Source organism: Breoghania sp. (assembly GCF_963674635.1).
Lineage (GTDB): Bacteria > Pseudomonadota > Alphaproteobacteria > Rhizobiales > Stappiaceae > Breoghania.
Map to the genome: position 1 here is coordinate 3,276,501 of NZ_OY771475.1, position 12,410 is coordinate 3,288,910.

Annotated in this window: 14 protein-coding genes; 7 read left to right on the plus strand and 7 right to left on the minus strand. The window is 61.7% G+C overall.

What is annotated here, in order from left to right; genetic code table 11:
• Positions 1-73 precede the first annotated feature (73 nt).
• Both ABGM93_RS14265 and ABGM93_RS14270 read left to right on the plus strand, forming a co-directional pair.
• Positions 74-289: a hypothetical protein gene (locus ABGM93_RS14265; protein WP_321500523.1), complete on the plus strand. Its 216-nt coding sequence runs from the start codon at positions 74-76 to the stop codon at positions 287-289.
• Positions 290-460: 171 nt separating this feature from the next.
• Positions 461-2,440 carry a methyl-accepting chemotaxis protein gene (locus ABGM93_RS14270; RefSeq protein ID WP_321500528.1) on the plus strand — a complete coding sequence of 660 codons (1,980 nt, stop codon included), beginning with the start codon at positions 461-463 and terminating at the stop codon, positions 2,438-2,440.
• Positions 2,441-2,492: 52 nt separating this feature from the next.
• On the opposite strand, the gene ABGM93_RS14275 is transcribed toward ABGM93_RS14270, so the two are convergent.
• The 6 genes from ABGM93_RS14275 to ftsE all read right to left on the minus strand — a co-directional run bounded on the left by ABGM93_RS14275 (position 2,493) and on the right by ftsE (position 7,125).
• A complete protein-coding gene (locus ABGM93_RS14275) occupies positions 2,493-2,909 on the minus strand; it encodes a hypothetical protein (RefSeq protein ID WP_321500531.1) in 417 nt (138 codons plus the stop codon).
• Between the two features lie 127 nt (positions 2,910-3,036).
• Positions 3,037-3,414 carry a hypothetical protein gene (locus tag ABGM93_RS14280; RefSeq protein ID WP_321500535.1) on the minus strand — a complete coding sequence of 126 codons (378 nt, stop codon included), beginning with the start codon at positions 3,412-3,414 and terminating at the stop codon, positions 3,037-3,039.
• Between the two features lie 184 nt (positions 3,415-3,598).
• A complete protein-coding gene (locus ABGM93_RS14285; protein WP_321334487.1) occupies positions 3,599-4,390 on the minus strand; it encodes a lysophospholipid acyltransferase family protein in 792 nt (263 codons plus the stop codon).
• A 70-nt stretch (positions 4,391-4,460) separates the two neighbouring features.
• Entirely contained in the window at positions 4,461-5,117 is a 657-nt protein-coding gene (locus tag ABGM93_RS14290) for a YdcF family protein (RefSeq protein ID WP_321500540.1), read from the minus strand.
• 198 nt (positions 5,118-5,315) lie between these two features.
• Positions 5,316-6,458: an ABC transporter permease gene (locus tag ABGM93_RS14295; RefSeq protein WP_321500542.1), complete on the minus strand. Its 1,143-nt coding sequence runs from the start codon at positions 6,456-6,458 to the stop codon at positions 5,316-5,318.
• Positions 6,459-6,465: 7 nt separating this feature from the next.
• A complete protein-coding gene (ftsE, locus tag ABGM93_RS14300) occupies positions 6,466-7,125 on the minus strand; it encodes a cell division ATP-binding protein FtsE (RefSeq protein ID WP_321500546.1) in 660 nt (219 codons plus the stop codon).
• 377 nt (positions 7,126-7,502) lie between these two features.
• Here ftsE and ABGM93_RS14305 point away from each other — a divergent pair, with 377 nt between their 5' ends.
• From ABGM93_RS14305 to ABGM93_RS14315, 3 genes are all read left to right on the plus strand, one after another.
• Complete coding sequence (locus tag ABGM93_RS14305; protein WP_321500550.1) at positions 7,503-8,540, plus strand: zinc-ribbon domain-containing protein; 1,038 nt, start codon at positions 7,503-7,505, stop codon at positions 8,538-8,540.
• A gap of 14 nt (positions 8,541-8,554) precedes the next feature.
• The gene (gene hpt, locus ABGM93_RS14310; RefSeq protein ID WP_321500552.1) at positions 8,555-9,094 is read left to right on the plus strand and encodes a hypoxanthine phosphoribosyltransferase; all 540 of its coding nucleotides are present in this window, start codon (positions 8,555-8,557) and stop codon (positions 9,092-9,094) included.
• Positions 9,095-9,284: 190 nt separating this feature from the next.
• Positions 9,285-9,683, plus strand: a complete 399-nt coding sequence (locus ABGM93_RS14315; RefSeq protein WP_321500554.1) for a response regulator — start codon at positions 9,285-9,287, stop codon at positions 9,681-9,683.
• Positions 9,684-9,792: 109 nt separating this feature from the next.
• Here ABGM93_RS14315 and ABGM93_RS14320 read toward each other — a convergent pair whose 3' ends face one another.
• On the minus strand, positions 9,793-10,767 hold the full coding sequence (locus ABGM93_RS14320) for an NADPH:quinone oxidoreductase family protein (RefSeq protein WP_321500556.1): 975 nt from the start codon (positions 10,765-10,767) through the stop codon (positions 9,793-9,795).
• 149 nt (positions 10,768-10,916) lie between these two features.
• Here ABGM93_RS14320 and ABGM93_RS14325 point away from each other — a divergent pair, with 149 nt between their 5' ends.
• Together ABGM93_RS14325 and ABGM93_RS14330 are read left to right on the plus strand one after the other, a co-directional pair.
• Entirely contained in the window at positions 10,917-11,468 is a 552-nt protein-coding gene (locus ABGM93_RS14325) for an RNA methyltransferase (RefSeq protein ID WP_321500558.1), read from the plus strand.
• Between the two features lie 209 nt (positions 11,469-11,677).
• A complete protein-coding gene (locus ABGM93_RS14330; protein WP_321500560.1) occupies positions 11,678-12,187 on the plus strand; it encodes an invasion associated locus B family protein in 510 nt (169 codons plus the stop codon).
• Positions 12,188-12,410 lie beyond the last annotated feature (223 nt).

The window sequence follows — 12,410 nt, forward strand, 5'->3', positions numbered from 1 at the left end:
AATGCCGGTTTCGTCTCCCCTGAACCGCGACCTCTTCGGTCGACCGGTCCTTCGCACCCCTCGACCCCGGGGAGTGCGGGACGAGAAGCACCGTCAGACGGTCGTCGTGGCGGTCGTTTTCGTCGTTTTGGTTTTCGTGGAGACGGCAGCACGGTTGCCCCCGCAAGAAGCGCGGGTGGTTTCAGTCGCAGAGCAAGCGTTCAGGCGCGGCATCATGTTGCGAAAAAACCGTGTTTCCGATGCGGTTCTCATGACGGTAATCACGACAAAAGTCAACCGCGCCGTGTGATGTGGGAATTTTGGCTGATGCGTCCAATTACTACGTGTAATAAACAACATATATTCGTCAATAGTCACAATCTGATGTACTAATATATATTAGATGAACGTTGAAAAAAGTTTCTTCATATATAACACAAATAGTATTTGCCAGTTTGTATTTCAGATTGGCAGCTCAAGTATGATAACGAACGTTACGTCTGGAATTTCCAATATCAAGGTGAGAACGCGTGTACTTGCGCTTTCCGCCCTTTCCGTGCTTGCAGCATTCGTTCTCGTGGCCGTGTATTTCTTTGGCGACCGCCTCGTCGCAAATGATGTCGCGCGTCAAGCGGAGTTCGTCCGGCTCGCGCAGCTATCACAGGAGCTCCAGACGGGCGCGCTGCAGATGCGCCGGCGTGAGAAGGATTTCCTCCTGCGCAAGGACATGGAATATGCTGCGAAGTACGGAGAGGAAGTGGCCGCCGTGCGCGAGACGATCCGTGAAATCGCGGCCCTGCCTGCCGCGCGCGCGATAAAGGCGGATCTGGATGATCTGGTGGCCGGGATCGACCTTCTGAACGCAAAATTCCAGTCGGTCACGGAAATCTACACAGAACTGGGCCTTTCCGAGGAAGAGGGCGTGCAGGGCCGGCTGCGCAAGGCGGTTCATGAAGTCGAGAAAACGATCGGGGAAGCCAATCTCGATGCGCTGACCGTGAAGATGCTGATGATGCGTCGACACGAAAAGGACTTCATGCTGCGCGGTGGCGCCAAATACATCAAGCGCATCGATGAACGACGGGGCGAATTCGACAACCTGCTCAAGGAAGCCGCCCTTGACGGTGCCGTGAAGGCGGAGTTGGGCCGACTGATGGATGTCTACCAGGCGGGCTTTCGCGAATATGCGCAAACCTCGTCGAAACTGGAGACTGCAATCAAGGAGCTGAGTACGACCTTTGCGGATCTGGCGCCTGTCTTCGACGCGGTTTTCACCGAGGCGGAAGCTGGCAAGGCCAAGGCCGAGGCCCACCTGCTTGGTCTTCGCGAAACCACCCGGCAGACATTCATCTTTGCTGCCGGGCTGGTTCTTGTCCTGGCCTGCGGTTTCGGGTTTCTGATTGCGGGCAGTATCACCGGACCCTTGCGTCGGCTGACGAGTGCGATGCGGGTCCTCGCTGATGGGGAGACATCCGTTCGAATTCCCAATACACAAAGCGCCAACGAGCTTGGCGACATGGCCCGAGCGGTGGAGATCTTCAGGGCGAATGCCATTCGCAATGAGGAACTCATGGCGGAACAGGCAAGGCACGAAGAGCGGTCCCGTGCAGAAAAGACGGCTCTGATGCAGCAACTGGCCGATTCCTTCAATGAAAGCGTCGGCCAGATCGTCTCGTCGGTTTCCGCGGCTTCCGAACATCTGAACCACATGGCGAGCCAGGTTTCCGGCTCATCGCAGAACACCAACGAGCAGGCCTCCGCCGTGGCCGCAGCAGCCGAACAGGTGGCGGCCAATGTGCAATCCGTTGCCACCGCCACGGATGAGATGACGGCCTCGGTTGCAGAGATCAACACGCAGGTTGCGCGGGCTTCGGAGGTTTCCAGCAAGGCGACAAGCGCCGTCGGCAAAACGTCACAGCAGATGAAGGTGTTGTCCGGCATGACGGACAAAATCGGCGAGGTCGTTTCGATGATCTCCGACATCGCATCGCAGACCAACCTGCTGGCCCTGAATGCGACCATCGAGTCCGCGCGGGCAGGCGAGGTCGGCAAGGGCTTCGCGGTCGTGGCGGGCGAGGTCAAGGAACTGGCGGGACAGACCTCGAATGCAACCGGGAATATCGCCAAGCTGATCGACGACATTCAGGCCGGAGCACGGGCCGCGGTGGACGGGATCTCGGAGATCGGAACGGTCATCAACGAGTTGGAAATGCTCTCCAACGGCATCGCCGCCGCGATCGAGCAGCAGGGGGTGACCGCGCAGGAAGTGGCGCGCAACATCACCGAAGCAGCCGTGGGCACGCAATCGGTCTCCGGCAGCATTGTCACCGTTTCACAAGCGTCCCAGGAAACAAACGCCGCCTCCACGCAGGTTCGCTCCTCCGCCGATGATCTTTCGTTGCAGTCAGGTCGCCTGCGCGAAGAGGTCGACCGGTTCCTCGAAACGATCCGGGCCGCCTGAACGGGGCTTGGTCAAGGCGCTCTTGTGGCCGCGTTCGTGAGCGGCGCTCGGTTTACTGGGCGCGGCGATAGATCGTGGTGTCGACGACGCTGGTGTCGTCAGGCAGATGAACGGTCTGGGTGATCGTCATGGTTGCGGCGTCGTCGGACAGCTTGCGAACGGCCGTCATCAACGCGGCTCCTCCGCGCCGGGCCTCCGAGACGAGCGCGCCATCGTCGCGAACGAACAGCACCATTGCATCGATGAGGCCGCTTTCCTCCATCTTCTTGGGGCGACCGTCGGGAACGCCCTTCAGTTCCGCCTCGATGCGCTCGCCCTTGCTGTCGATGGTCACCATCTTGAACACGATGCGCATGCCGTCCGCGGAGATCCCACAGCTTCCGCCCTGCGGCGGGTCGCCCTGTTCGAAATCACTTTCATCGACATCGAGTATCCAGTCGCCGAGGAAGGGGACGATGGGGTCGGACATGGGAAGGCTCCGGGTGAGGGGTGAGACCGTGTGTCCGCATAGCCCAACGGGGCCTTGAGGGAAACCGTCACCCTTCGGAAAAAGGCGTGCAGGTTGGGGAGAAAGAGCGGGGAGGGAGAGCGTCGGCCTATTCGGCTGCTTCGCGCGGCACGCGCAGCGGCATGGCGACGTCCACGCTGTTGCGCAGGTCGCGGATGACCGCACGGCGGGCATCGGGTTCGCGGGCCAGCAGGTGAATGAAGGTTTCCATCCGGCGAGATTTGCGCCCGATGGCAGCACCGTGTTCGAAACCGAGCGGATCAATCTCTCCGACCCAGACAATACGGCGTCCATTGCGGCGCGCGCTTGTGCGCACGGCAACGGCCCCCGGATAATCGGAAAGGCTCTCTTCGGGAACGCTGGTGAAGAGATACCTCTTGCCGGAGGCTCCGCTCAGGTAACTGTAGGTTTCGACCAGCCCCAGCGCTTCGGCGGCGCGCGGAGCATCGTGCTGTAAATGACCCATCGACCCGATAATGTCCCCAATATGAGAACAAATTATGAACATTAGGCGGTGCGCGTCAACTCTCTTCCACAGGCGCGTAACAGCCTTTCCACATTAGGTGGGGCCAGCAATAGCAAATAGCAAGGGCCGGAAACGTGATGCGAATCACGTAATTGCGAGAAATGCGAGCAAAATCGTGAGCAGGTTATCCAGAGGCTTGTTCAGTTCGCCGCTCCCGGATCAGGGCCGCGATTTCCCTTGCACGCGGCGGCGGGTTCTTCGCCTCGGCCGCTTCAAGAACGAGATCGTCGCTGGCTTCTTCAAGCGGGTCCTTCAGCGCGGCAATGAACTGGTCCGACTTCAGTCCGGGCTGGATGGGGGGCAGGATATTGATGGTGATGGTGCCGGGATAGCGCAGAAAGGTGCGACGTGGCCAGAACAGACCGGAGTTGAGCGCCACGGGGAGCACCGGGCAATCCAGTTGCCGGTAAAGATGGACGATGCCGTATTTATAGTTGGGTTCGGCACCCGCCGGCCGCCGGGTGCCTTCGGGAAAGATCAGGATCTGTCGGTTTTCGTCGATGGCCTCGCGTGCGGCAGTGGCGAGGGCCAGAAGCGCGGCGGAGCGCTTGCCCCGGTTCACCGGGATCATCTTCATCTTCTTGGTGTACCAGCCGAAAAGGGGCAGCCAGATCAGCTCGCGCTTCAGCACATAGGTGGGGTCGGGGAAAAGCGTCAGAAGGGCGAAGGTTTCCCAGGCCGACTGGTGCTTGGAGGCAACAATGAAACCGCCTTCGGGGATGTTCTCTCGTCCGCGGACTTCCATGCGAACTCCGCAGATCACACGCAGCATCCACAGGCTTGCCCGGGCCCAGAGCACCACCAGCGGCCAGCCGACGCGGCGGGGCAGCAGGAAGGCAGGCATATAGGCGAATACCGCAACCGCGATGTAGAGATAGAAGGCGAGATTGAAGAGCGCCGAGCGCAGCTTTGTCATCGAAGAAGGGTCCGGGTCTGGGAGATCTGGTCCGGGATGGGTCGGAGCGCTTCCCGAGGGAGACCCGGCATCAGGGCTTGGCGGTTGAGCCGGATGCGGCATCTTGCTTGCGCTGCGCCGGCTCCACCCCCGAGCGCAGCCAGGCCACGATATACTTCACATACTCGCGCATGAGAAGCTTCATCGTCGTCGCTTTGGCGTACCAGTGCGGCAGGTTGAGCTCGCTGGCGAAAATCGGATAGGGCAGAAAACGCATGTCGGGCATGGCGCGACGCAGCTCCAGGATGCCACGGGGCATGTGATAGGCGCTGGTCACCACGATCAGGGAGTGAAATCCGTTTCTTTCCGCCCATTTCCGGCTCTCCTGCGCATTGCCGAGGGTGTTCATGGCACGGCGGTCCAGATCGACGCAGCAGGTGAAGATGTCTTCCTCGCTCTCCGTGAGCTGCATGATCTGGCGCGGTGTCGTCGCCGGATGGACACCCGATATCAGCAGGCGGCGCGCCCGGCCGCCTTGCAGCAGATCCAGGGCGCCGGAAACCCGTTCACGCCCGCCGGTCAACACGACGATGCCGTCGGCTTTCACCTCCGGGTCCGGCACGATGGAGGCGACGTGAATGGCGAAGAGCACATAGCCCGCCAGAAAGGCCCCAACGGACAGCCCGAGCAGAGCGAGGACGGCGACGAAAACCCGTCTGCGAAAGCCCGCCTGGCGTTCGGCAGCCAATCTGCTGGATTTATCGGGGGGCGAAAGCAGCGTCCTGTCTCCAGATGAAAGCGTCGATGCGACCGGATTCAACAAGGCCGATCTGAAGCAATGCTAGCAGAATGAGGCCGGGCCGGGGCAGACGGATACGCATATCGGCGCTGCAAGAACCGGCATTGGTAAATTGCGTCGTGGAAAAGAAGGTTCTGCGCGGTTTTCTCAGTCCATTCGGGTGAGGTGGTTGTGAACGGCGATCCGGGATGTCAGCGCGGTGAGCGCGGCAACGAGCACGACGATACCGGCCGCGCCCAGAAATCCGGTCAGGCCGATATAGGCGCCGCCGGAAAGGGCGGATACCTGATCGGCGCCCGCATAACCGGTTTCCGGCCGGGTCAGCAGGTTGAAGAGCAGGAAGGCGATGCCCGCCGCGCCGCCACCGGCAATGCCGCCCTTCAGGCCGAGCCACAGGAAGTGGCGCTCGAATTCGCGGGCGATGAAGCTGTTTTCCGCTCCCACCAGGTGCAGCACCTCGACCACCTCGCGATTGCCCGCCATGGCCGCGCGCGTCGCGAAGACGACGCTCAGCATCATCGCGGTCAGCATCAGGATGAGGATCGCGATGCCGCCATAGACGACGGCCCCCGCCATGGATGCGAGGCGGTCGGTCCATACCGAGTGATCATCGAAGCTGCCGCCCTTGACGTCCCGGGTCACCGCATCGCGTAACGCGGCGAAGTCGACAACCTGCGGGTCGGTCAGATTGACGACCACGAGCCGTGGGACGGGGAGGGTCTCAAGATCAAGGCCGGACCCGAGCCAGGGCTGGAGCAGGGCCTTCGTTTCTTCATCCGAGAGCGCGCGCACCTCGCCCACGCCCTGAAACTCCTGGGCGAGCGCGATGGCCTTGTCGATCTCACGCACCATGTCGACGCCCTCGATGGGCTTGATCTGGATGGTGACCTCGCGCACGAGGTCGTTTTGCCAGTCATGGGCCGCATCGCTGACCAGCGTCACGCCGCCGACCGTGAGGCAGGCGAGAAAGGCCATGATCGCGACGACGAGCGTCAGCGCGCGACCGGCAACGGATTGCTGGGGCACGATTGCGGCGGGCGGGCGGATCTTGTTCTGGCCGGACTTCTCGCCGCCGCGCTTCGGCTTGCCCTTCTTCTTCCTGTCGCGCAAGGGGCCGACAAGTCCAAGCTTGGGGTTGCGCGGCTTTTGCGTCGCCGGCCCGGCGCCCTGGTTGCCGGAATTCGAAGACCCGGACGCCCGCGCGGGCCGGTCGCCCGCGCCGTTGCGCTCGCGATCCCCCGCGGGCGCAGCGGGTTTCGAAGAAGACTTGTTGGTCGGCAGCTTTGTCATAGCGCCTTCATTCGTAAATGCTCAAACGCCCATCCGCCAGCACCATGCGACGGGCGTCGATCTGTTCCATCAGCGCAAAATCGTGGGTCGCGATGATGACGGAGGTGCCGAGGCGGTTGAGTTCGATGAAGAGCCGCAGCAGACGGCGCGCCAGCGGAGGGTCGACGTTACCGGTCGGTTCATCGGCCAGAAGCACTTCCGGCTTGGTGATGAGCGCGCGGGCAATGGCGGCGCGCTGCTTCTCGCCGCCGGACAGAACCTGCGGTTGCACATGCATGCGCTCGCCCAGCCCGACCCATTTGAGCAGCTCGATCACATCGCCCCGATACTGGGATTCGTCGCGACCCAGAACGCGCAAGGGCAGGGCGACATTCTCATAGGTGGTCAGATGGTCGAGGAGGCGGAAATCCTGAAAGACCACGCCAATGCGGCGGCGCACCGCGGGCAGATCGCGCTGCGAGATATTGGCCGTGTCGCGTCCGAAGGCCTTGATCAATCCCCGTGTCGGTTTCAGCGCCATGAACAGCAAGCGCATCAGGCTCGTCTTGCCAGCCCCCGAAGGGCCGGTCAGAAACTGGAACGACTGCGGTTCGATCCGGAAGGTGATGTCGCGAAGCACCTCCGGGCCCATCCCGTAGCGCAGGCCGACATTTTCGAAACGGATCATGAGCGTTTTTCCCCACAGGCGGTCCCGAGGCGGGCTTTGAAGGTCCGTTTGGTGCAGGCGCAAGGCCGCCGCGTCAATACGGATATGCGATTTTCGTCAAGGATCGGGACGTTGCGCATGGTATTATCCATCGAACGGGGTTGACCGGCGTTTTTCCGCAATCTGTTCCAGGAACGTAACGTTCGAGAGCCGCGCGCGGTCCAGTCATCAACAGGCAAATGCCGTTCAGGAAATCCGGTTAACGTTTCGTTAAAGATATCGGCGTCCCCTGTCATGTGCGATTTCGCATACCGGGAGACACGGATTCCCGGCGTTCAAGGCTTGCGTGAAATACCCGGAATCGGTCGCTTCAACGCAGTGGCGGGAGTGATTCGGACTTGAAGATCGTTTGTCCGAACTGCAGCACAACCTATGATGTCGGGGCAACCAGCATTGCGCCGAGCGGTCGGGATGTGCGCTGTTCACGCTGCGGCCTGACCTGGCATATCGACCCCGAAACGATCCCGGAAACCGAAGATGTTTCGCAGAGCGAAGACGAAGCGGTCGATTGGGACGCGGCGTTCGCCGAAGCTGACGATGACGATGACGACGGCAACGGGGCCGACGACGAGGACGATGGCAATCTCGCCTTTGTCCGCGCGCTTGATGAAGACGACGCGGACGAAGGCTCTTCCGACAATAAAGGTGAGCGGGAGGCTCTGGAGAGCGATCCCAACTGGGCCTTTGTCGGTGATGAGGACGAGGAGAGCGACGACGACGCGGGCGAAGACGACGACGCGGACGACTGGCAGAACGAAATAGGGCTGACGGCGCGGGACGAAGACCTGGCGTCGGACGACGATCTGTCGGAGACGACGGCAGACGCGGATGAGCCCGTGCTGAGTGTCGAAGAGGCCGTGAAGTCGGAGCGCTGGTGGCGCAGGCGCAAGAAAGCGACGCGCGATGCGCCGGGCTACCGGGTCTCGCGGCAAATGCGCGCCGCAATGGGCCTTGCGCTGTTTGCCGGCTCGATCGTGCTCGGGGTCGCCATTGTCACGCTTCGCGAACCAATCGTGCGCATGTCCCCCAATCTCGCCGAGCTTTACGCCAAGGTCGGACTGGAAGTGAACCTGCGCGGCCTGGAATTCCGGGATTTGCGCACTTTCAGGGAATATGACAAGGGCGCGCCGGTTCTGATCGTGGAAGGCACGGTGGAGAACGTGAGGAACACCTCCGCCCACGTGCCGGCGATCCGTTTGTCGCTTCGCAGCGGTGATGCACAGGAAATCTATGCATGGACGGTGGAACCGCGCCAACTGTGGTTGCGCGCCGGGCAGACCCTGCGCTTCAGTACGCGTCTCGCATCGCCGCCCGATGTGGCGGCGGACGTGTTGCTGCGCTTCACCGACCGCACAAGGCGTCAAACCGACATCTGAGACCCGAGACATACATGACAACCGAGCCTGAAATCGCCGTCCTTTATGACGAGGACGCCATCGCCCGACGGGTCGATGCCATCGCCGCCGCGCTTGCTGAGGCCGACATGGACCGTCTTCTGGTCGTGGCGGTTCTGAAGGGCAGCTTCGTTTTCGCAGCCGATCTGATCCGCGCCATGCATCGCGCGGGCATCGCGCCGGAGATGGAGTTCATCCATCTGTCGAGCTACGGCGCGGGCAAGACATCCTCCGGCACGATCCGCGTGGTGCGCGATATCGAGAGCGATGTTGCGGGCCGGGATGTGCTGCTGGTCGACGATATTCTGGAATCCGGCCGCACGCTTGCCTTTGCGCGCGATCTGATCATGGAACGCGGCGCAAGGGCCGTGAAAGTGGCGGCCCTTCTCGACAAGCCGCACCATCGGGCGATCGATCTTCAGGCCGACTATGTCGGCTTCGATTGTCCGGACAAGTTCGTCGTTGGCTACGGGATGGACGCAGCCCATGCTTACCGTCAGTTGCCGTTCATCGGCTATATCGTCGAGGAGAAATAGGACGCGATAGCTTTGTGCGGAACCAATGGCCTCAAAAAGGCCTTGTATACCGGCGATTCTCGCGAATCGGCGCAATAACATGATGGAAAGAAATACCGGGATATAGTGTTGCCAGGCGAGCTTACAGGCAACAAGAGGCCCAGACGTTCCGACGCCGCTCGGCTCGGCGTTTCGGACAGGAGGTTTGAGAATGGCACGGATACTGGTGACCGAGGACGACGAGGCGGTCCGCTCTTTCGTGAAGCGGGCGCTCGAACTCGACGGCCATTCGGTGGAAATTGCTGAGGACGGTGGCGAGGCGGTTGACGTCCTCAAGCAGTATGGCGGTGCGTTCGATCTGGTGTTGTCGGATATCAAGATGCCGGTCATGGACGGCATTGCGCTGGCGCTGGTCGTCGCACGCGACTGGCCGTCGCTTCGCATCCTGTTGATGACCGGGTTTGCCGATCAGCGTGAACGTGCGCACAATCTCGACGCTCTGGTCCACGATGTGGTGACCAAACCCTTCTCGTTGGCAGATATCCGCCGCGCCGTTTCCATGGCCCTGGCCGGCATCATCAATGAGGATGACCGCAAGCTCTATGCCTGAGGGCAGGCGGTCACATTCCAAGGCGCACCGCCCGGCACACCCCTGTGCCGCGCGATGTTCCGTTTCAGCCTGATTTCCGAAGACCTTTTTCAGACACGGACGCGACGGCTCAAGGTTCGATGATGACCTTGCCAAGCGCGCGCCGTTGCGCCAGCTCCTCAAGGGCCCTGGGGGTTTCCGCCAACGGATAGACCGCATGGATATGCGGCTTCAGTTCGCCCTTGGCGACCCAGTCGAGAAGCTGCTCCACGTCCTTGCGGTGCTGGTCCGGTTCGCGCTCATTGGCTGCGCCCCAGAACACGCCGCGTATGTCGCATCCCTTCAAGAGCACCAGATTGAGCGGGATCTTCGGGATCGCGCCTGCGGCAAAGCCGATCACCAGGTAACGCCCGCGCCAGGCGGTGGCGCGCAGGGCCTGTTCGGCATAGTCGCCGCCGACCGGATCATAGACAACATCGACACCGGCCCCGTCCGTCAGCTCCTTGAGGCGTGTCTTCAGGTCTTCTTTCGCGTAATTCACCGTGTCGGTCGCGCCGAAACGGCGGGCGAAGGCGAGCTTTTCTTCCGACGAGGCACAGGCGATGACACGCGCGCCCATCAGGGTCGCGATCTCCACCGCGGCCTGACCGACACCGCCGGATGCGCCCAGAACGGCGACCGTCTCGCCGGGCTTCAGATCGCCGCGTCCGCGCAGCGCATGCAGGGTGGTGCCATAGGTGACCATCAGACCGGCTGCGAGGGCAAAGGGCACATCGTTCGGCAAGGCGGTCACATTGGCTTCCTTCACCGCCACCTTTTCGCGACAACAGCCAAAGCGATTATAGGCGACCACGCGGTCGCCGGGCTTGATCCGGGTCACGCCTTCGCCGACGGCTGAAACGATGCCCGCCATTTCGGCGCCTGGCGAAAACGGCAGGTCCGGCTTGGTCTGGTAACGGTTCTCAATGATCAGCGTATCGAAGAAGTTCAGCGCGGCGGCTTTCATTTCCACCACCACTTCGCCCGGCCCGGCTTCCGGCTCGGCAATGTCCTCAAGGACAAGTGTCTCCGGCGGCCCGTAGGCCTTGCAAAGGATCGCCTTCATTTGTGTTTCAGCCCGTTTTTCGTTAGATGCCCTCACCGCTGGTACCATGAGGCCGGCAGTTTTGAAAAGTTACAATGTCATCCCTGGCAGGGACCGGGGGTGCCATATGGCCGTCTGCGTGACGGCTTTCAGACAGGACGAGACGAGACATGCGCGGCTATTTCGCTATCGGCATCGAAGGGGTTTCCAAGGTGATGAACCTCGGCAACCTCATACGCACCGCGCACGGCTTCGGCGCGTCCTTCGTGTTCACGGTGGACGCCGACAAGCGTCTCGGCCGGGTGCCGAAATCCGATACCTCGCGGACGCCCGACCACACGCCCTATTACGCGTGGAAGTCGATCGACGACATGCAGCTTCCCGGGGGCTGCAAGCTGGTGGGCGTGGAGCTGACCGATGATGCGGTGGAACTGCCGAGTTTCGGCCATCCGCTGCGCGCGGCCTATGTGATGGGCCCGGAACGGGGGTCGCTTTCACCGGAAATGCTGGCGCGGTGCGATCATGTGGTGCGCATCCCGACCGGCTTTTGCATCAACGTGGCGACCGCAGGGGCCATCGTCATGTATGATCGCGTGCGCACGATGGGGCGATTTGCGGAGCGGCCTCTGGTCGGCGGCGCGCCGCGCGAAGGTTTGCGCGAACATGTGCATGGCGGCCCGATCACGCGGACGGGAAAAAAGCGCAACACGCTTGCGACGTGAGCGCCGGGCGAGGGGAGGGGGACACACTCTTGCCCGATTTATCGTGCCAGCGTTGATGCGAACCCACCGAACAGTTCGATCCTGCGATGGCGAGGGTGCCTTTGAATGGGGTCAACCCTTTCGTAACCCAACTGCGGGTAACCTTTGATTGAGGTTTACGACCGATGAATTCGGACGGCCCGATTTAATTAAAGCAAAGCGGTTTGGAGATGATGCACGCACGTATGCTGGCCACGGCCATTCTGGCACTCGCTCTGTCGGGCGCTGCCGCGAACGCGCAGTCCCCCTCCCTCCTGAGCACGTTCAACGATTGGGCGGCCTACGCCCACTCAGGCCAGAAGGGCAAGGTGTGCTACGCCTTGTCGAAACCGACCGATATGCAGCCTGCCGACCGTAACCACGGCGATGTTTTCGTCTTCGTTTCGACCCGGCCTGGCGAGAATGTTCGTGATGAGCCCAGCTTCCTGGTCGGTTATCCGTTCAAGGAAGGCTCGTCCGTTTCGGTCGATATCGATGGAAACAAGTTCTCGATGTTCACCAAGGGCGACGGCGCCTGGGTGGAGAACGCGGCAGAAGAACAGCGCCTGATCTCGGCCATGAAGGCCGGTCGGTCGATGAAGCTCTCCGGGGTTTCATCGCGCAACACCAACACGTCCTATACGGTGTCGCTGTCCGGTGTGACGGCGGCCATCAACGCGGCCGACAAGGCCTGCCAGTAGGAAAGGCGGGCCCGTCCGTTCAGTGGGCGGCGCCTTTCCAGAGGTCAGTTGATGCGCTGATCGCGCGGCACGGGACTCGCATTGCCGGCGAAAAGCGATATATAGACACAAACAGGCTGGGGGTGGTGACGAAGGTCGCTGCCCCTTTTGCCATACCGAGACCATTCAGCGCAGCGGGTTCCCCGGTTGCGACAGCGCGAAGCGAAAGCCCATGGCGGTATCA

What these genes read in the sequence shown, in the direction of transcription:
- ABGM93_RS14320 (WP_321500556.1), bottom strand. Translation starts at nt 10,767, where the DNA reads ATGAAGGCGATCCTTTGCAAGGCCTACGGGCCGCCGGAGACACTTGTC.
- ABGM93_RS14275 (WP_321500531.1), bottom strand. Translation starts at nt 2,909, where the DNA reads ATGTCCGACCCCATCGTCCCCTTCCTCGGCGACTGGATACTCGATGTC.
- ABGM93_RS14330 (WP_321500560.1), top strand. Translation starts at nt 11,678, where the DNA reads ATGATGCACGCACGTATGCTGGCCACGGCCATTCTGGCACTCGCTCTG.
- ABGM93_RS14280 (WP_321500535.1), bottom strand. Translation starts at nt 3,414, where the DNA reads ATGGGTCATTTACAGCACGATGCTCCGCGCGCCGCCGAAGCGCTGGGG.
- ABGM93_RS14270 (WP_321500528.1), top strand. Translation starts at nt 461, where the DNA reads ATGATAACGAACGTTACGTCTGGAATTTCCAATATCAAGGTGAGAACG.
- ftsE (WP_321500546.1), bottom strand. Translation starts at nt 7,125, where the DNA reads ATGATCCGTTTCGAAAATGTCGGCCTGCGCTACGGGATGGGCCCGGAG.
- ABGM93_RS14325 (WP_321500558.1), top strand. Translation starts at nt 10,917, where the DNA reads ATGCGCGGCTATTTCGCTATCGGCATCGAAGGGGTTTCCAAGGTGATG.
- ABGM93_RS14315 (WP_321500554.1), top strand. Translation starts at nt 9,285, where the DNA reads ATGGCACGGATACTGGTGACCGAGGACGACGAGGCGGTCCGCTCTTTC.
- hpt (WP_321500552.1), top strand. Translation starts at nt 8,555, where the DNA reads ATGACAACCGAGCCTGAAATCGCCGTCCTTTATGACGAGGACGCCATC.
- ABGM93_RS14285 (WP_321334487.1), bottom strand. Translation starts at nt 4,390, where the DNA reads ATGACAAAGCTGCGCTCGGCGCTCTTCAATCTCGCCTTCTATCTCTAC.
- ABGM93_RS14295 (WP_321500542.1), bottom strand. Translation starts at nt 6,458, where the DNA reads ATGACAAAGCTGCCGACCAACAAGTCTTCTTCGAAACCCGCTGCGCCC.